Origin of the sequence: Micromonospora sp. ATCC 39149 (assembly GCF_000158815.1) — a bacterium.
Lineage (GTDB): Bacteria > Actinomycetota > Actinomycetes > Mycobacteriales > Micromonosporaceae > Micromonospora.
In genome coordinates, this window is the sequence record NZ_GG657738.1 from 2,771,267 (window position 1) to 2,788,935 (window position 17,669).

Below are 17,669 nucleotides of genomic sequence, written 5' to 3' on the forward strand. Positions count from 1 at the left end.
GGGCGGAGGTCTTCTCCGCCCCTACCGTCGTCAGGTACGAGGCGGACGACGGGTTCAGCGGGCCGCCGCGCGGGTGTACGCGACGCACTCGTCGTGCAGGGCCGCCCACGGCTCGCCGAACGCCTCCCCGGACGCCTCCTCCGGGGTGCGGCGGTCGTGCACCACCGCCTTGAAGAAGGCGAGCACCCGCTGCTCGCCGAACCGGTCGACGAGGTGCCGGACGGCCAGGTAGCCGACGCCGTAGCTGCCCCCGACGCGTCGGGCGGAGGCGTCCTCGGCCGGGGTGAGGTCGCTGAGCCGGCCGGTCCAGCCACCGCCCGGAGCCAGCAGCTCGCGTACCTCGGCCAGCCCCTCGTACCGGCCCACCGGCGCTCCGCCGGCCCCCGCGTACTCGGCCAGCCCCTCCACCAGCCACCAGGTCTCCCGGCCCGGGTAACCCCGCTCGGGCAGGGACGCGGCGTGCGTCAGCTCGTGCCGGAGCAGGTCGTCGGCGCCGGTGGCGGAGAGCTCGTCGGCGTTGAGCACCACCTCGTGGTGGCCGCCGCCGACGGTGACGGCGTACCCGCCGGTCCACTCCGGACGACCGCCGCCGTACCAGCTCAGCCACTCCGCCTTCCCGGCGTAGAAGACCCGGTACCGGTCGGGCGGGGGCCCGGCGACCGCGTACCCGTCGGCGATCCGCGCCGCCGCCTCGGCCTGCCGGAGCAAACCGGGAAGCTTCCCGCGCAGCGCCGGGGTGGTGGCCACGACGGTACGCGGGCCCACCGCGACGGTCAGGTCGCTCACCTCCCACGGCCGGGTGCCGGTCTCGGCGGACCGGGACTCCTCCATGGCGACCAGCCGGACCTGCCCGCCGGAGTCCCGCCACCGGGTGCCGATGAGCACGGGGCTCGGCCGGCAGCCGGGCACCACGAAGCAGTACTGGAAGCGGACCAGGATCCGCCACTCGTCGGGCCGCCCGGCGACGGTGGTCGGCAGGCCGGTCTGCTCGGGCCGCCAGACGGTGACCCGCAGCGCCCGGAGGGCTGCGTACCGGCGGGTGAGGGCGGGGTGGGCGGCCGGCTCGGCGACGGCGAGGAACCCGGCCCGGTCGCCGCCGAGCAGGGCGGCGGCCTGGCGGTCGAGCTGGCCGGAGATCCGCTCGCCGAGCTGCCGGGCGGCCTGGACCGCCGGGTCGTCGGAGGCGGCGGGCCCGAGACGACCGATCGTCGGCCGGTCTGCGGCCTCGCGCAGCACCCCGGCCAGCAGCACCGTCGGCAGGCCGCAGGTGAGCAACAGCAGCACCACGCCGAGTGCGGCCCGCAGTGGCCAGGGCTGACGCCGTCGCGGTTGGTCCCACCGGTGCATGCCGTCCAAGCCGTCGGTCACCCGGCGAAGGGTACGACCTCCGGGCGGGTCGGGCGAACGCGCCACGGCCCGGCGGGCCACCGCCGGGGCGGGCCGGGCACCGGTCAGCCCCGCCCCGGCCAGGCACGGAACGCCACGTCGAGGCCGGCGACGAGTTGGTCGTACGAGCGGTCGACGTCGCGCGGCAGCCCGAAGCCGCCGGCCGCCTCCAGGGTGAGGAAGCCGTGCAGGGCGCTGCGGAGCATCCGGGTGGCGTCGACGGCGGCGTCGCCGTCCAGGCCGTACCCCCGCAGGATGGCGTAGATCGCGCCGACGGCCCGCTCGCTGGCGGCGACGTGGTCGGGGTCGCCCGCGTCGGGCGCGCGCTGCGCGGCGGAGTAGCGGCCGGGGTACCGGCGGGCGTAGTCGCGGAAGGCGGCGGCGACGGCGCGCAGCGCGTCGCCACCCGCGCGGCCGACGGCGGCTGCGGTGAACGCGTCGGCCAACTCGGCGGTGGCCAGCGCGGCGAGCTTCTGGGTCAGCGCGTCCGCGCCCTTCACGTGCTTGTAGAGGCTGGGCAGGGCGACGCCGAGCCGGCCGGCCAGCGCGGCGAGGGTGAGCCGGTCGAGGCCGACCTCGTCGGCGAGCCGGGCCGCCTCCCGCACCACGGCCTGCTGGTTGAGCCCGGCCCTAGGCACCGGCGGTGGCCTTCAGGAAGGCGACGAGCTGGGCGGCGGTTTCGGCCGGCCGGTCGGCGTGCGGGTAGTGGCCGGAGTCGTCGATCATCCGCGCCTCGGCGGTGGCGAAGAGCCGCCGGGCGGCGCGGGCCTCGGCACCGGGGTCGGGGAAGTCGGGATCCTTCGCGCCCATCAGCACGAGGACCGGCTGGCGCACCTCGCGGGCCCGCGTGGTCCAGCGCGGCTCGACCGGGGCCGCCACCCCGCGCATCGCCGTCATCCGGCCGGGTTCGCGCAGGTTGGCCACCATCGCCTTCCGGTACGCGGCGTAGTCCGCCGGTCGGCCGCAGGGAAAGAGGCTGCGGTGGAACATGCCGAACAGTCGAGGGCTGCGCAGCACCGCCGCCACGGCCAGCCGCACGACCGGGTTCAGCTTCGGCTCGGCGACGAACGCGCCCACCTGGACGATCGCGCGGACCAGTTCGGGGGCGTCGGCGGCGGCGAAGACCACGGCGGCACCGCTGGAGGAGCTACCGAGCAGCGTGGCGGGGCCGCCGCCGAGGGCGCGGACGACGGCCAGCAGGTCGGCGCCGACCTCGGCCGGGGCGTACGTCGGCCAGCCGGAGCTGGACGCGCCGTGCCCGCGCACGTCCACCGCCGCCACCCGGTAGCCGGCGTCGACCAGCAGCGGGACCAGGTGGCGGAAGGCCGCCCGGTTCTCCCCCATGCCGTGCGAGAGGATCACCAGCGGGCCGTCCCCGTGCACCTCGTAGGCGATCCGCCCGCCGTCCCGCTCCACCTGGCTAATGTTCATAGCTTAAAAGCTAGCCTGGTTAGCCAAACTTGACAAGCTTGACCTCAAGCCGACGTGGGGTCGCGGTCACTTCTTCGACATCAGGGCCCGGCCGAAGAAGGCCAGGTTCGCGGGGCGCTCGGCGAGCCGGCGCATGAGGTAGCCGTACCAGTCGGTTCCGTACGGCAGGTAGGTGCGCACGGTGTAGCCGTCACCGACCAGTCGGGCCTGCTCCTCCGGCCGGATGCCGTAGAGCATCTGGAACTCGAACCGGTCCGGCCCCCGGTCGAACCAGCGCGCCCGGTCCTCGCCGATGGCGATCAGGCGCGGGTCGTGGGTGGCCAGCATCGGGTACCCGTCGCCGGACATCAGGATGTTCAGACAGCGCACGTACGACTTGTCCACCTCGCGGGCGGCCTGGTATGCCACCGACTCCGGCTCCCGGTACGCGCCCTTGCACAGCCGCACCCGGGACCCGGCGTACGCCAGCTCGCGGCAGTCGGACTCGGTCCGCCGCAGGTACGCCTGGAGCACCGCCCCCGTCGACGGGAAGTCCTTACGGAGCCGGGCCAGGGTGTCCAGCGTCGAGTCGGTGGTGGTGTGGTCCTCCATGTCAAGGGTGACCGTGGTGCCCGCCGCCTCCGCCGCCACGCAGATCGCCCGCGCGTTGTCGTACGCGAGCTGCTCGTCGAACCGCTGGCCGAGCGCGGAGAGCTTCACGCTGACCTCGGCGGCCGGGGTGAGCCCGGCATCGGACAGCAGCGTCAGAAGTTTCAGGTACTCGTCCCGGGTGGCGATGGCCTGCTCACCGGTGACGGTGTCCTCCCCGAGGTTGTCGAGGGTGACCGCGAGGCCGTCGGCGACGAGTTCACGGGTCGCCCGCAACGCGTCGTCGGTGCCGGCGCCGGCGACGAACCGGCGGACGACGTCCCGGGTGAACGGGGCCGTCGCGACGAGCCGCTCAACCTGGGATGACCGGGACGCGGCAAGGATGACGGAACGGAGCATAAGCTGAGCGTAACGCCCGAGGGCGCCATCCCGCCGGGCGGCAGCACCGCCAAGCCCCGGCGCGGGTGACGTGGCGCGGATCGGCTACAACGATGCCGTGGAACAACGCCCCCGACGCCGGCTCCGGTCGGCCACCGTGCAGCTCGGCGCGCTGACCGCCCTCGCGCTCGCCCTCTCCGGCTGCAACACGTCCTCCGCCGACGACGATGACGACGACGACTGCGCGCTCGGGCCGGTCGGCGGCGGGACGACCGTGGCGTTGGCGATGCACGTGCCGGCCACCGCCGCCACCACCGACGCCGCGCGCGCCGGCTCCCGACCGGTCGCCGCGGCCGTGCCGGAGCGCGGCGGCTTCGGCACCCACCTCGCCTCCTGCGGCGGCTGACGTGCGGCGCGAGGCGGCCACCCCGCGCCCGGGCTGGGACGCCACCGTCCGCTCGCAGGGCCTGGTCTACGTCGACACGGAGCTGCCCGACGGCGGAATCATGTCGTACTGGGACGAAACCGCCGCGTACGTCCTCGGCCTGGAGGAGGTGCTTCGGCTGGAGGAGGCGACCGCCGAGCTGCACCGAATGTGCGTCGCCGCCGCCGAGCACGTGGTGGCCCGGGGCCGGTACGCGGAGTTCGGCATCCCCGATTGGGCGGCCGAGGCGGTGGCCCGCTCGCTGCGCGAGGCCCCGCCGAGCCTCTACGGCCGGTTCGACCTCTGCTACGACGGCAGTTGGCCGCCGAAGCTGCTGGAGTACAACGCCGACACCCCCACCTCGCTGGTCGAGGCGAGCATCGTGCAGTGGTTCTGGCTGGAGGAGACCCACCCGGAGGCGGACCAGTGGAACAGCCTGCACGAGCGCCTCGTCGCGGCCTGGGCGCGGATCGGCGCGGGCCTGCACGACGGGCAGGTGCACGTGGCCTGGTCGGGCGAGGAGGAGTCGGGCGAGGACCAGATCACGGCCGGGTACCTGGCCGAGACCGCCCGGCAGGCGGGGCTGAAGGCGGAACTGCTGCCGATCCAGGACATCGGGTGGGACGGCCGGCGCTTCGTCGACGCCGCCGACCGGCCGGTCACCACCTGCTTCAAGCTCTACCCGTGGGAGTGGATGCTCGCCGAACCGTACGGGCCACTGGCGCTGGAGCCGGGCACCCCGACCACCTGGATCGAGCCGGCGTGGAAGCTGCTGCTGTCCAACAAGGCGCTGCTCGCCGTGCTCTGGGAGCTGTACCCCGGGCACGAGTACCTGCTGCCCGCGTACCTCGACTCGCCGCGCGGGATGACCGAGTACGTGGCGAAGCCGCTGCTCGGCCGGGAGGGCGGGTCGGTACGGATCGTCACGGCCGGCGGTGAGGTCAGCAACCCGGGTGACTACGGCGACGAGGGATTCTGCTACCAGGAGTTCCGGGCCCTGCCGCGCTTCGACGGCAGCCACGTGGTGTTGGGCAGTTGGATCGTCGACGGCGGGCCGGCCGGCGCCGGCCTGCGGGAGAGCGCGAGCCTCATCACCGACAACTACGCCCGGTTCTTGCCACACTACATCGACACGCCGCGACTCCCGTGAGTCGTCTACCGTTGTGGGGTGAACTTCGACGCGTACGCCCGGACCGGGGTTGACCTCGTCAACGCCCGGCTGGACGACCTCGACGACCTGCGGGCCCTCTTCCCCGACGAGAACGCGTGGATGCGCGACGAGGTCGCGGACCGGGACCTGGCGATCTTCCGGCGGGCGCAGAAGCGCCTGCGGGACATCTTCGACTATGGCACCTCGGGGCGTGACGCCCAGGCGGTGGCCGAGTTGAACGCGCTGCTGGAGGCGTATCCGGTGCAGCCGCGCATCTCCGGCCACGACTCCAGCGACTGGCACATGCACGTCACCAGCCGGGGCGCGTCGGTGAGCGCGGAGTACCTGGCCGGCGCGGTGTGGGGCCTGTCGGTGTGGCTCTGCCAGTACGGCAGCGCCCGGTTCGGGGTCTGCGCCGACGAGCGCTGCGGCAACGTCTACCTGGACACCTCGTCGAACTGCTGCCGGCGGTTCTGCTCGGAGCGCTGCGCCACCCGCTCGCACGTGGCCGCGCACCGGGCCCGCAAGCGCGCGGCGATCGGCGAGCAGCAGGCCACCGCCCCGGCCCCTGCGCTGACCCCGGTGAGCTGAGACGCGCCAGCCCGGCTGCTCCACCGGGCCCGGTGGAGCAGCCGGGCCCGAGGCGGTTCAGGCGTCGACCGGGGACGGGGCGGTCAGGTGCGCGCGGGCGAACTCCAGGGCCTCGCGCAGGTCCGCCTCGCGGTCGGCACGGCTCTTCGCGCCCCGCGTGGTGACCTCCACGGCCACCGAGCCGGTGAAACCGCGCCCGGCCAGCGAGCGGAGCAGCTCGCCGCAGGGCTGGCCGCCGCGCCCCGGCACCAGGTGCTCGTCGCGCCCCTCGCCGGTGCCGTCGCCGAGGTGCACGTGGGCGAGGCCCGTGCCCATCCGGTCGGCCATGGCCAGCGCGTCGGTGTGCGACGCGGCGCAGTGCGACAGGTCGAGCGTGTACGACGGGTAGCCGGTCTCGGTGGGGTCCCACCCGGGGACGTACGGGACGAACTGCCGGCCGGCCATCCGCACCGGATACATGTTCTCCACCGCGAAGCGCAGCCCGCCGAACCTCCCGGCGACCTGGTCCAGCCCGTCGGCGAAGTTGCGGGCGTAGTCGCGCTGCCAGGTGAACGGCGGGTGCACCACGACGGTGGGCGCCTCCAGGGTCTCCGCCAGCTCGGCGGCCCGGCGCAGTCGCTCCCACGGGTCGGTGCTCCACACCCGTTGGGTGACCAGCAGGCAGGGCGCGTGGACGGAGAGCACCGGCACGCCGTAGTGCTCGGCGAGGCCGCGCAGCGCGCCGGCGTCCTGGCTGACGGCGTCCGTCCAGACCATCACCTCGATGCCGTCGTACCCGAGCGCCGCGGCGAGTTGGAACGCCGCCGCGGTCCGCTCAGGGAACACCGAGGACGTGGACAGGAGCACCGGGACGCGGGAAGTCACAGCTGCCAGGGTAGCCCGGCGGACGTTGCGACATCGTGACGAGCAATCGCAAATCGCCCGTATCGCAGCATGGGGTCGCCGGGTCGTTACATTCCATCACCTCGCGCTCAGCCCTCGGTGAGTCGGTCGAGCTGACGCAGGATGACCCCCTCCCGCAGCGCCCACGGGCAGATGTCCAGCGCGGGCACGTCGAGCCGGCGCATCACCGCCTCGGCCACCACCGCACCGGCCAGTAGCTGATGTGCGCGGTCGACGCTCACCCCCTCCAGCGCGCACAGGTGGCGCGGCGGGATGTGCCGGACGAACCCGAGCACCTGCCGCAGGCCGTCCCGGGTCAGGCTGCGCCGGACCCACAGCCCGGCCCCGGAGGGGGCCGCCCCGGCCAGCCGGGCCAGGGTGCGGAACGTCTTCGAGGTGGCCACCGGGCGTTCCCAGGCCACCTCGGCCATCTTCTCCACCACCGGATCGAGCAGCCCGTCGACGTACTCCCGGAGCTCCTCCACGGCCCTCGCCGGCGGCGGTTCCGTGCTGCCAGGGTCGACCCGCAGCCGGTCCCGGGTCAGCCGGCCCGCGCCGAGCGGCAGGGAGACCGCGACGTCCGGGTCCTCGTCGATACCGGCGGCGATCTCCAACGACCCGCCGCCGATGTCCAACGCGAGTAGCCGGCCCGCCGACCAGCCGAACCAGCGCCGGACCGCGAGGAACGTCATCCGCGCCTCGTCCGCGCCGGAGAGCACCTCCAGCCGTACGCCGGTGGCCTCGCGCACCCGGGCCAACACCTCGGCCACGTTGGTGGCGTCACGCACGGCGGAGGTGGCGAAGGCGAGCAGGTGGTCGCTGCCCAGCCGGGTCGCCGAGGCGCGGGCCGCGCTGACCGCCTTGACCAGCCCGTCCGCCCCGGCCTCGGCGAGCGCCCCGTCCGGGCCGATCTGCTCGGCGAGCCGGAGCACCACCTTCTCCGAGTGCGCCGGCCAGGGGTGCGCGCCGTGGTGGGCGTCGACCACCAGCAGGTGCACGGTATTGGAACCGACGTCGAGGACTCCCAGTCGCATGGTGAAGACAGTAGGGCCTGGCCGATTCGGCGGCTCGCCGGTGCGACCGGGGACACCGGGCGTACGCTGGTCCGAGTGACGAGCCAGATCGAGATTCAGGTCCTGGTGAACGACCCCGACGACCCGCGCAGCAGCGAGGTGGGGCTGGACTTTCCCCGGGAGTGGATCGAGTTCGTCGACCCGGCCGACGCCACGCACGTGATCCGGGCGGACCTGACCTGGCTGCTGTCCCGCTGGACCTGCGTGTTCGGCCGGGGCTGCCACGGCATCGTCGCCGGCCGGGCGGCCGACGGCTGCTGCTCGCACGGCGCTTTCTTCACCGACGCAGACGACGAGAAGCGGGTCCGCGCGGCGGTCAAGCGGCTCACCCCGCAGCACTGGCAGCACTTTCGGCGTGGGATCAAGAACTGGACCGAAAGCGACACGGTCGACGGCAAGACCCCAGCGCGGCGCACCGCCACCCGCGCCGCCGACGCCCCGTGCGTGTTCCTCAACGACGCCGACTTTCCCGGCGGGGGCGGCTGCGCGCTGCACGCCCAGGCCCTGCGCGACGGGGTGCACCCGCTGGAGTACAAGCCGGACGTCTGCTGGCAGCTGCCGATCCGCCGGGACCAGGAGTGGCACCGGCGGCCGGACGACACGAAGGTGCTGGTTTCCACGCTGGCCGAGTTCGACCGGCGGGGCTGGGGCGCGGGCGGGCACGACCTCGACTGGTGGTGCACCTCGTCGACGGACGCGCACGTCGGCACCGAGCCGATGTACGTCTCGTACGGCCCGGAGCTGACCGCGCTGGTCGGCGCGGAGGCGTACGCGAAGCTCGCGGAGCTGTGCGCGGCCCGGCTGCGGCAGGGCCAGGTCGCCCCCCACCCGGCCAGCGCGTAGGGAAAGCGGCTCAGCAGCTCAGCCGGCCTTGACGGCCAGCACCGGGCAGGGGACCCGGAGCAGGATCTCCTGCGCCGTCGACCCCATGATCAGCTTGCCGACGGGGGTACGGTGCCGGACGCCGATCACCACCAGCGACACGTTCTCCGTCTCGACGATGTCGACGATCTCCTCGGCTGCGTCGCGGCCCCGCACGAGCTGCCGCATCGTGTGCGGCACCCCGGCGGCGGTCAGCTCGCGGGCCACCCGGTCCAGGTCGGGTTCCTGGGCGAAACGCGGGTCCACGTACGCGTCGCCGCGCGAGGTGTTCACCACCAGCACCGGCTCGTCGCGGAACCGGGCCTGCTCCACGGCGGCCCGCAGCGCCGCCTCGCCCAGCGCCGAGGGCACGTACCCCACCAACACCGTCATCCGATCAACCTTTCCCGCAGGGGGCGTACGACATGGCGGCCGATCAGCGGCCAGAGCAGCACCACGGCGATCGTGGCGTAGATCGACCAGGACACCCAGCCGCCGAGCAGGCCGTGCAGCTCGCCGCCGGACAGTTGCAGCGCCCGCCGGCCCTGGAGTTCGGCGCGCGGGCCGAGGATCACGCCGACGATCAGCGGCAGGATCGGCAGCCCGAACCGCCGCATGCCGAACCCGAGCAGGCCCAGCGCGAGGAGCAGGAACAGGTCGAACGGCGCGGCGTTGACCGCGTACGCGCCCATCGAGGCGAAGAACAAGATGCCGGCGTACAGGTACGGGCGGGGAATCCGCAGCAGGCGCGCCCAGACCGGCGCGAGCGGCAGGTTGAGCACGAGCAGCAGCAGGTTGCCCACGAACAGGCTGGCGATCAGCGTCCAGACCAGGCCGGACTCCCGCTCGAACAGCAGCGGGCCTGGCTGGATGCCGTACTGCTGGAAGGCGGCCAGCATCACCGCGGCGGTGGCGTTGGTGGGCAGGCCGATGGCCAGCATCGGCACGAGCGTGCCGGCGGCGGAGGCGTTGTTCGCGGCCTCCGGCCCGGCGACGCCCTCGATCGCGCCCCGGCCGAACTCCTCCGGGTGCTTCGTGAGCTTCTTCTCGGTGGCGTACGACAGGAAGGTGGGGATCTCCGCCCCGCCCGCCGGCAGCGCACCGAACGGGAACCCGTACGCGGTGCCGCGCAGCCACGGCTTCCACGACCGCTGCCAGTCCTGGCGACCCATCCACGGCCGGCCCACTTCGATCACCTCGGCGGCCCGGCGGCGCAGGTGCGCGGCGATCCAGAGCGCCTCGCCGACGGCGAAGATGCCAACGGCCACCACGACCACGTCGATGCCGTCGGCGAGTTGCGGGACGCCCAGAGTGAGCCGCTGTTGGCCGCTGACCATGTCGATGCCGACCATGCCGATGACGAGGCCGAGCAACAGCGACGCGAAGCCGCGCACCCGGGACGCGCCGAGCACGGCGGTGACCGCCACGAACGACAGCAGCATCAGCGCGAAGTAGTCCGGCGCGCCGAGGCCGATCGCGAACGCGACGACCGGCGGGGTGACCACGACCAGCAGCAGGGTGGCGATGGTGCCGGCGACGAACGAGCCGATCGCGGCGGTGGCGAGGGCCTGCGCGGCCCGGCCCGCCTTCGCCATCTTGTTGCCCTCGATCGCGGTCACCACCGACGACGACTCGCCGGGGGTGTTGAGCAGGATCGAGGTGGTGGAGCCGCCGTACATGCCGCCGTAGAAGATGCCGGCGAACATGATGAACGCCTGGGTGGGCTCCATCCCGTACGTCACCGGCAGCAGCAGCGCCACGGTCATGGCCGGGCCGATGCCGGGCAGCACGCCGACGGCGGTGCCGATCGTCACGCCGAGCAGCGCGATCAGCAGGTTCATCGGGGTCACCACGTTGGCGAACCCGTCGAGCAGGTTGCTCAGGTTGTCCATCTACAGGATCCCTTGCAGCACGCCGGCGGGCAGGCTGACGCCGAGCCCGATGGCGAACGTGTAGAAGGTGACCAGCGACAGCACGACGGCGATCAGCAGGTTCCGCACGTGGTGCCGGTTGCCCAGCGCGAACGCCGAGCCCCAGAACAGCAGCGCCCCGCTGATGACCCAGCCGAGCCGGTCGATCAGCACGGCGTTGACCAGGAAAGCACCGATCAGCAGCAGGACGGTCCGCCAGTCGATCGGGGTGGTCAGGTCGACGTCCTCGCCGGCCTCCGGCTCGCCCCGGCCGCCCCGTACCACGTCAACGGCGTAGACGACGGCCACGACCAGCAGCAGCGCGCCGAGCAGGATCGGCACGGGCTTCGGGCCGATCGGGTCGGCGGGGCTGATCGCGTGCCCGATGCGCAGGGCGTCCGCGATGACCAGGCCGCCGACCAGCGCGAGGAAGGCGCAGACCCCGTACTGGGCCCGGTCGCCGCCCGGGGCCGCGGCCTGCGCGGCCTGCGTGACACCGCCCGGCGGCGGGGCGTCGTCCGCCCCGGGCCGGTCCGGCTCCCGTTCGGGGTACGCCGGCGGCGCGCCGCCGGCGTCCGGTCGGGTCGCCTGGCCGATCATGCCAGCCCGAGCTGCTTGAGCAGGTCGGCCACCGACCTGTCCTGCTCGGTGAGGAAGGTGGCGAAGGCGTCGCCGGTGACGAAGGCGTCGGTCCAGCCGCGCTTGGTCAGCTCGGCCTTCCACTGCGCGGACTCGTGCATTCTGGTCAGCGCGTCGATCCACACCTGCTTGTCGGCGTCGGAGATGCCGGGCGGCGCCACGATGCCCCGCCAGTTCGTGAAGACCAGGTCGATGCCGGACGCCTTGAGCGTCGGCACGTCCTTCAGCGCCTCGACCGGCGCTTCGCTGGTGACCGCGAGGACCCGGAGTTGGCCGGCCTCGACCTGGTCGAGGAACTCGCCGAAGCCGCTGGCACCGAAGGCCACCTTGCCGCCGAGCAGGGCCGGCAGCAGCTCACCGCCGCCGTCGTACGAGACGTAGTTGACCTGGCGGGGGTCGATGCCGACGGTCTTCGCGAGTTGCATGGGCAGCAGGTGGTCGGGGCCGCCGGGCGACGAGCCGCCGCCGACGGCGAGGCCCTTCGGGTTGGCCTTCCAGGCCGTGACCAGGTCGCCGATCGTCCGGTACGGCGAGTCCTTCGGCACCACGATCGCGCCGGCCTCCTCGATGAGCTTGGCCAGCGGGGTGGTCTGGGTGAGCGTCGCCTGCGACTTGGAGGTGTACGAGGCACCGACCACGCCCAGCCCCATCAGCATGGCGAGCTTGCCGTTGTCCTTCTCGTTGACGGTGCGCTGGAGGCCGACGGTGCCGCCGGCGCCGGGCAGGTTGAACACCTGCAGCCCGGTGGCGATCTTCGCGTCTTCCATGACCTTCGCGGCGGTGCGGGCGGTGGTGTCGTACCCGCCGCCGGGGGTGTTCGGCACCATGATCCGCAGGCCGGTCGCCGGCCCGCCGCCGCCACCGGAGCCGCCCTTGGCGCTGTCGGCGGTGGCACCGCAGGCGCCCAGCGCCAGCGCCGTGACGGCGGCGACGCCCATGACCAGCACGTTTCTCCGAGTTGCCATCATGTTTCTCTTCCGTTTCGAAGGGGTCCGGCGGCAAGATGATGGCTTCCGGACGGGCGTGCCGTCTGCCTTCTGTCACCAGCGGAGATTGAGGTCTTTGTGGTCGTGGTCACTCCCCGCCGCACCCTGGCCGGGCAGTTGCTGGTCCTCCAGCTCGCGATCATCGTCGTCGTGCTGGTGGCGGTGGCCGCCGTGTCGCTGGCCCAGTCGGCGGCCACCTTCAACCGGGTCGAGGGGCGGCGCGTGGCGGCCCTCGGCGAGCAACTCGCCGGCAGCCCGCTGCTGCGCGACCGGCTGAACACGCCAGCGCCGGCGGAACTGGTCGCCCCGCTGGTGCAGAACGCGCGTACCCAGTCGGGGGTGACCTCGGTGACCGTGGCGGACGCCCGGGGCCGGGTGATCAGCTCCACCGACCCGACCCTGGTGGGCACCCCGCTGGTGCTCGGCGACCCCCGGGTGGTGCGAGGGCGAAGCTGGTCGGGCGAGTTGGCGATCGGCGGGTCACGGGAACTGGTGGCCCAGGTGCCGGTGCTCGGCGCCGGGGCGGAGAACCTCGGCGACCAGCTCGGCGTGGTGGTGATCGGGGAGGCGGCGCCGAGCTGGTCGGCGCGGCTGGTCGGCGCGTCGTCGTACCTGTTCACCTACCTCGGCATCGCCAGCCTGCTCGGGGTCGTCGGGTCGTGGCTGCTGGCCCGGCGGATCAAGCGGCAGACGCTGGGACTGGAGCCCCGGGAGATCGCCGGGCTGGCTGAGCACCGGGAGGCGCTGCTGCACGGCATCGCCGAGGGGGTGATCGCCCTGGACCCGCAGCAGCGGGTCACCCTGGTCAACGCGGTCGGCAGCAGGCTGCTCGACCTGCCCGAGCAGTGCCTCGGCCGCAGCCTCGCCGACCTGCGGATCTCCGGCCGGCTGCGGGACGTGCTGGCCGGCACCGGCGACCCGGAGGCGCGCGACGAGGTGGTCGTCCGGGGCGGTCGGGTGCTGGTGATGAACCGGATGACGGTGGTCAAGGACGGCCGTCGGCTCGGCTCGGTCACCACCCTGCGGGACCGCACCGAGCTGGCCCGGCTGGAACGGGAGATCGGGTCGTTCCGCAGCACCACCGAGCTGCTCCGGGCGCAGACCCACGAGTTCGCCAACCAGCTGCACACCATCTCCGGGCTGATCCAGATCGGCGAGCACGACGAGGTGGTCCGGTACGTCGACGCGCTGAGCCAGCACCGGGCCTCGCTGGACCTCACGGTGACCAGCCGGATCCACGACACGGCGGTGGCCGCGCTGCTGATGGCGAAGTCGGCGCTGGCCGCCGAGCGACGGGTGGAGCTGCGGATCTCCGAACGGACCGGCCTGGACCGGCTGGAGCCGGGGCTGGCCGTGGACGTCGCCACGGTGCTCGGCAACCTGGTCGACAACGCGGTGGAAGCGGTCGCGGACGGGACGGCGCGGGACGGCGACCGGCCAGCCTGGGTGGAGGTCGAGCTGCGCCGGGACGCCGCGTCGGTCGAGATCGTCGTGCGGGACTCCGGGCCGGGGGTAGCGCCGGAACTCGCCCAGGAGGTCTTCACGCACGGCTTCACCACGAAGGCGGCGCAGGGCGGGGAGCGCGGCATCGGGCTGGCGCTCACCCGGCTGGTGTGCAAGCGTCGCGGCGGCGAGGTCGCGGTCACGAACACCACGGAGGGTGCCATGTTCACCGCCCGGATGTCGGTGACCGCCGTCGCGGAGGCGGTCTCATGATCGACGTGCTGATCGTCGACGACGACTTCATGGTCGCCCGGATCCACCGGGGGTTCGTCGAGCGCGTCGACGGTTTCCGGGTCGTCGGCACCGCGAGCACCGGGGAGCAGGCCGTTGCCGCCGTCGACGAGCTCCGCCCCGACCTGGTGCTGCTCGATCTCTACCTGCCGGACATGTTCGGCCTGGACGTGGTGACCCGGCTGCGCGCCGCCAGGCACGACTGCGACGTCCTGGTCATCAGCGCCGCCCGGGAGGCCGAGGCCGTCCGTCGCGCGGTCCGCTACGGCGCGGTCAACTACCTGCTCAAACCGTTCCACTTCGACGAGTTGCGGGCCCGGCTGGAGCAGTACGCCGCCCGGCGCAACTCGCCCCGGGCTGCCGTGGTCAGCGACCAGGCCGACGTCGACCGCGTGCTGTCCCGGGTCGGCGCGCACATTCCCACCTCGGCGCTGCCCCGGGGCCTGAGCCCCGAGACCGCCGAGCTGGTCGAGCGCGCCCTGCGCGAGCACACCGGCACGCTCTCGGCCGCCGAGTGCGCCGACCGGGTGGGGATCTCCCGGGTCAGCGCCCGCCGTTACCTGGAGCACTTCTCGGACACCGGTCGGGCGGAGGTGAGCCTGCGGTATGGCGTAGCCGGCCGGCCGGAGCGCCGCTACCGCTGGACGGGATGACCCCGTCCGCCCGGCAGGCGGCCGGGCCCGGCCGGTGGGGGCCCGCCGGGCGGCCGATCAGGGCTCGAACTTGTAGCCCAGGCCCCGGACGGTGACGATGAAACGCGGCGCGGACGGCTCCGGCTCGATCTTCGAGCGCAGCCGCTTGACGTGCACGTCGAGGGTCTTCGTGTCGCCCACGTAGTCGGCGCCCCAGACCCGGTCGATGAGCTGGCCCCGGGTCAACACCCGGCCGGCGTTGCGCAGCAACAGCTCCAGCAGCTCGAACTCCTTGAGCGGGAGCTGGACGGTGCCCCCGTCCACGGTGACCACGTGCCGCTCGATGTCCATCCGCACCGGGCCGGCCGCCAGGGTAGGCGCTCCCGACTCGGCCACGTCGGGGCTCTGCCGGCGCAGCACCGCCCGGATCCGGGCCACCAGCTCCCGGGGCGAGTACGGCTTGGTCACGTAGTCGTCGGCCCCGATCTCCAGGCCGACCACCTTGTCGATTTCGCTGTCCCGCGCGGTGACCATGATGATCGGCACGTGCGAGCGCTGGCGGAGCTGCCGGCACACCTCGGTCCCGGACATCTCGGGCAGCATCAGGTCGAGCAACACGATGTCCGCGCCCGTCCGGTCGAACTCGGTGAGGGCGGACGGGCCGGTGGCCGCGACCGAGACCTCGAAGCCCTCCTTGCGGAGCATGTACGACAGGGCGTCGGAGAACGACTCCTCGTCCTCGACCACCAGAACGCGGCTCAACGGGGTATTCCTTTCATAGCGGTCGGACCTGCCGAGGCTCGGCCGGGCCGGCCTCGATCCCACCGGGTGACGGTGTCGGCAGCAGGTCGTCCGGTGGACGGGCGGGCAGCCGAAGGGTGAACGTCGACCCACCACCAAGAGTGCTCGACACCTCGACCCGGCCGCCATGGTTGCTGGCGATGTGTTTGACGATGGCCAGGCCGAGGCCGGTGCCGCCGGTGGCCCGGGAGCGGGCCTGGTCGGCCCGGTAGAACCGTTCGAAGATCCGCTCGACGTCCGTCGGCGCGATCCCGATCCCCTGGTCGGCGACGGAGATCGTGACGTGCTCGTCGTCGGCCTGGGTGGCGACCCGGACCGTGGTGTCCTCGCCGGAGTAGGTGATGGCGTTCTCGACCAGGTTCGCCACGGCGGTGGCGAGCTGGGAGTCGCTGCCGTACATGGTAAGGCCGCGCTCACCCTCGGTGATTACCTCGACCCGTCGGGCGGCGGCGGTGGTGCGGGTGCGGTCGACCACCTCGGCGATGACCCAGTCGACGGCGACCGGCTCCGGGGCAGGCTGCGGCTCGGCCCCCTGGAGCCGGGTCAGTTCCAGCAGTTCCTGCACCAGCCGTCCCAGCCGGGTCGACTCGTGCTGGATGCGCTCGGCGAACCGGCGCGCGGCGACCAGGTCCTCGGAGAGGTCGGGGGCCGCCGCGCCGGCCGGCTCGGTGGCGTCCAGCAGCGCCTCGGCGAGCAGTTGCAGGGCACCGATAGGCGTCTTCAGCTCGTGGCTGACGTTGGCCACGAAGTCCCGGCGGACCCGCGCCAGCCGGTGCGACTCGGTGACGTCGGCCGCCTCGACGGCCACGTGCCCGCCGCCGATGGCCATCGCCCGCAGGTGCACGCCGAGCGGGTCGGGGCCGGAGGCGTCGCGGCCGCGCGGCAGGTCCAGCTCGATCTCGCGCCGCACGCCGGTGCGCCGGACCTGACCCGCGAGGGTACGGATCAACGGGTGCGCGGCGATCGAGCCGGGCGTGGCCCCGGTGCGGAGCAGCCCCATCGCGCGGGCCGCCGGATTGACCAGGACCGGCACGTCGTCGGGGCCGAGCACCACGACGCCGGCCCGCAGCGAGTCCACGGTTCGGCGGCCCAGGCTGGAGAGGCCCGCCTGCTGATCGTCGACCATCACGGGCCTCCCCCTGGTCTGGGACAGGCGGCCGGCGCCGCCGCGTCCGGCGGCCGGGCCGCGGCGGTGCCACGCCCGTACGAGCCGGGGCAGCAGCGAACCGATGGCCAGTCCGGCCACCAGCGCCACGACCACCGCCGTCGTCACCGCCCATTCCACCGGGCGATCGTAGGGTCATTGTTCACCCGAAGATCGCCACAAACAGGATGAAACGCTCTCGCTTCCGGCAATGTTCACTCCTCGGTCCCGCGTCGTTCACCGGCGTTCACCTCCGATCATCTCCCCCGGCCTACGGTGGTCGCGCACCCTGCCAGAGCCTGCGCCGGCGCCCGTACCCCATCGGGCCGGCGACCACCGACCACAGGACGTGATGATGCGCGACGAGTTCCGGGCCGACCTCCAGATTGTCAGCCAGCTGCTGGTGGACATGGCCGAGGCCATCCGCGCGGCCATGCGCCAGGCCACCCACGCCCTGCTCACCGCCGACCGCCGGGCCGCCGAGAACGTGATCGAGCGGGACGCCGAGATCGACGAGCTGTACCGGCACGTCGAGGAGCGGGTCTGCGACCTGCTGGCCCGGCAGGCCCCCGTCGCCTCCGACCTGCGCGCCATGATCACCGCCCTGCACGTGGCCGCCGACCTGGAGCGGATGGGCGACCTGGCCGACCACGTCGCGAAGACCGCGCTGCGCCGGCACCCCTCGCCGGCCGTACCGGCGGAGCTGCGGCCGATCTTCGTCGACATGGCGTCGGTCGCGGACCGGATGGCCGAGAAGATCGGCTCGGTGCTGGCCAAGCCCGACGCGGACCTCGCCGCCGAGCTGGACCGCGACGACGACGCGATGGACGACCTGCACAAGAGCCTGTTCGGGGTGCTGCTCAGCGACGACTGGCCGTACGGGGTGGAGACGGCGATCGACGGCACCCTGCTGGGCCGCTTCTACGAGCGGTTCGCCGACCACGCCGTCAACGCCGGCGAGCACGTCGTCTACCTGATCACCGGGGAGCCCGCCGCCGCGACCGAGTGAGCACACGCACCGCCCGACGGGCGCCACGCGCCACGCCGACGGCGGCACGC

General features: G+C 73.4%; 19 protein-coding genes. 7 read left to right on the forward strand and 12 right to left on the reverse strand.

Annotation, left to right across the window (positions count from 1 at the left end; all coding sequences use genetic code 11):
* Positions 1–54 precede the first annotated feature (54 nt).
* From MCAG_RS11650 to MCAG_RS11665, 4 genes are all read right to left on the reverse strand, one after another.
* Positions 55–1,368: a hypothetical protein gene (locus MCAG_RS11650; protein WP_050777935.1), complete on the reverse strand. Its 1,314-nt coding sequence runs from the start codon at positions 1,366–1,368 to the stop codon at positions 55–57.
* Between the two features lie 83 nt (positions 1,369–1,451).
* Entirely contained in the window at positions 1,452–2,024 is a 573-nt protein-coding gene (locus tag MCAG_RS11655) for a TetR/AcrR family transcriptional regulator (protein WP_007073171.1), read from the reverse strand.
* Positions 2,017–2,817: an alpha/beta fold hydrolase gene (locus tag MCAG_RS11660; protein ID WP_007073172.1), complete on the reverse strand. Its 801-nt coding sequence runs from the start codon at positions 2,815–2,817 to the stop codon at positions 2,017–2,019. Before MCAG_RS11660 ends, MCAG_RS11655 begins: the two co-directional genes overlap by 8 nt.
* A gap of 66 nt (positions 2,818–2,883) precedes the next feature.
* Positions 2,884–3,804, reverse strand: a complete 921-nt coding sequence (locus MCAG_RS11665) for a proline dehydrogenase family protein (protein ID WP_007073173.1) — start codon at positions 3,802–3,804, stop codon at positions 2,884–2,886.
* A 97-nt stretch (positions 3,805–3,901) separates the two neighbouring features.
* Here MCAG_RS11665 and MCAG_RS11670 point away from each other — a divergent pair, with 97 nt between their 5' ends.
* Genes MCAG_RS11670 through MCAG_RS11680 form a run of 3 tightly spaced genes read left to right on the forward strand, consistent with a single transcriptional unit; the run spans position 3,902 to position 5,948 of the window.
* Entirely contained in the window at positions 3,902–4,189 is a 288-nt protein-coding gene (locus tag MCAG_RS11670) for a hypothetical protein (protein WP_232290137.1), read from the forward strand.
* A gap of 1 nt (position 4,190) precedes the next feature.
* Positions 4,191–5,357 (forward strand): glutathionylspermidine synthase family protein, encoded by a 1,167-nt coding sequence (locus MCAG_RS11675; protein WP_007073175.1) that lies wholly within the window; start codon positions 4,191–4,193, stop codon positions 5,355–5,357.
* Positions 5,358–5,375: 18 nt separating this feature from the next.
* On the forward strand, positions 5,376–5,948 hold the full coding sequence (locus tag MCAG_RS11680) for a CGNR zinc finger domain-containing protein (RefSeq protein ID WP_007073176.1): 573 nt from the start codon (positions 5,376–5,378) through the stop codon (positions 5,946–5,948).
* Positions 5,949–6,005: 57 nt separating this feature from the next.
* On the opposite strand, the gene MCAG_RS11685 is transcribed toward MCAG_RS11680, so the two are convergent.
* Together MCAG_RS11685 and MCAG_RS11690 are read right to left on the reverse strand one after the other, a co-directional pair.
* On the reverse strand, positions 6,006–6,812 hold the full coding sequence (locus MCAG_RS11685; RefSeq protein ID WP_198141539.1) for a sugar phosphate isomerase/epimerase: 807 nt from the start codon (positions 6,810–6,812) through the stop codon (positions 6,006–6,008).
* 107 nt (positions 6,813–6,919) lie between these two features.
* Complete coding sequence (locus tag MCAG_RS11690) at positions 6,920–7,864, reverse strand: Ppx/GppA phosphatase family protein (RefSeq protein WP_007073178.1); 945 nt, start codon at positions 7,862–7,864, stop codon at positions 6,920–6,922.
* Positions 7,865–7,939: 75 nt separating this feature from the next.
* Between MCAG_RS11690 and MCAG_RS11695 the strand changes: the two genes are divergently transcribed.
* A complete protein-coding gene (locus tag MCAG_RS11695) occupies positions 7,940–8,746 on the forward strand; it encodes a hypothetical protein (protein ID WP_007073179.1) in 807 nt (268 codons plus the stop codon).
* Positions 8,747–8,764: 18 nt separating this feature from the next.
* Here MCAG_RS11695 and MCAG_RS11700 read toward each other — a convergent pair whose 3' ends face one another.
* From MCAG_RS11700 to MCAG_RS11715, 4 genes are read right to left on the reverse strand one after another with little or no spacing between them, the layout of a single operon-like run.
* Entirely contained in the window at positions 8,765–9,157 is a 393-nt protein-coding gene (locus MCAG_RS11700; protein WP_007073180.1) for a universal stress protein, read from the reverse strand.
* A complete protein-coding gene (locus MCAG_RS11705; protein ID WP_007073181.1) occupies positions 9,154–10,656 on the reverse strand; it encodes a tripartite tricarboxylate transporter permease in 1,503 nt (500 codons plus the stop codon). The genes MCAG_RS11700 and MCAG_RS11705 overlap by 4 nt, the downstream gene beginning before the upstream one ends.
* Positions 10,657–11,274 (reverse strand): tripartite tricarboxylate transporter TctB family protein, encoded by a 618-nt coding sequence (locus tag MCAG_RS11710; RefSeq protein ID WP_007073182.1) that lies wholly within the window; start codon positions 11,272–11,274, stop codon positions 10,657–10,659.
* On the reverse strand, positions 11,271–12,278 hold the full coding sequence (locus MCAG_RS11715; RefSeq protein ID WP_036373150.1) for a tripartite tricarboxylate transporter substrate binding protein: 1,008 nt from the start codon (positions 12,276–12,278) through the stop codon (positions 11,271–11,273). The genes MCAG_RS11710 and MCAG_RS11715 overlap by 4 nt, the downstream gene beginning before the upstream one ends.
* Before the next feature lie 105 nt (positions 12,279–12,383).
* Between MCAG_RS11715 and MCAG_RS11720 the strand changes: the two genes are divergently transcribed.
* Together MCAG_RS11720 and MCAG_RS11725 are read left to right on the forward strand one after the other, a co-directional pair.
* Positions 12,384–14,015 carry an ATP-binding protein gene (locus MCAG_RS11720; RefSeq protein ID WP_036376915.1) on the forward strand — a complete coding sequence of 544 codons (1,632 nt, stop codon included), beginning with the start codon at positions 12,384–12,386 and terminating at the stop codon, positions 14,013–14,015.
* A complete protein-coding gene (locus tag MCAG_RS11725; protein WP_036373152.1) occupies positions 14,012–14,686 on the forward strand; it encodes a response regulator in 675 nt (224 codons plus the stop codon). The genes MCAG_RS11720 and MCAG_RS11725 overlap by 4 nt, the downstream gene beginning before the upstream one ends.
* A 57-nt stretch (positions 14,687–14,743) precedes the next feature.
* Here the strand turns inward: MCAG_RS11725 and MCAG_RS11730 are convergent, their stop codons facing one another.
* A complete protein-coding gene (locus MCAG_RS11730) occupies positions 14,744–15,427 on the reverse strand; it encodes a response regulator transcription factor (protein WP_007073186.1) in 684 nt (227 codons plus the stop codon).
* 13 nt (positions 15,428–15,440) lie between these two features.
* On the reverse strand, positions 15,441–16,751 hold the full coding sequence (locus MCAG_RS11735; protein ID WP_036373155.1) for a cell wall metabolism sensor histidine kinase WalK: 1,311 nt from the start codon (positions 16,749–16,751) through the stop codon (positions 15,441–15,443).
* 214 nt (positions 16,752–16,965) lie between these two features.
* Between MCAG_RS11735 and phoU the strand changes: the two genes are divergently transcribed.
* On the forward strand, positions 16,966–17,619 hold the full coding sequence (phoU, locus tag MCAG_RS11740) for a phosphate signaling complex protein PhoU (RefSeq protein ID WP_036376918.1): 654 nt from the start codon (positions 16,966–16,968) through the stop codon (positions 17,617–17,619).
* The last annotated feature ends 50 nt before the right edge of the window (positions 17,620–17,669 follow it).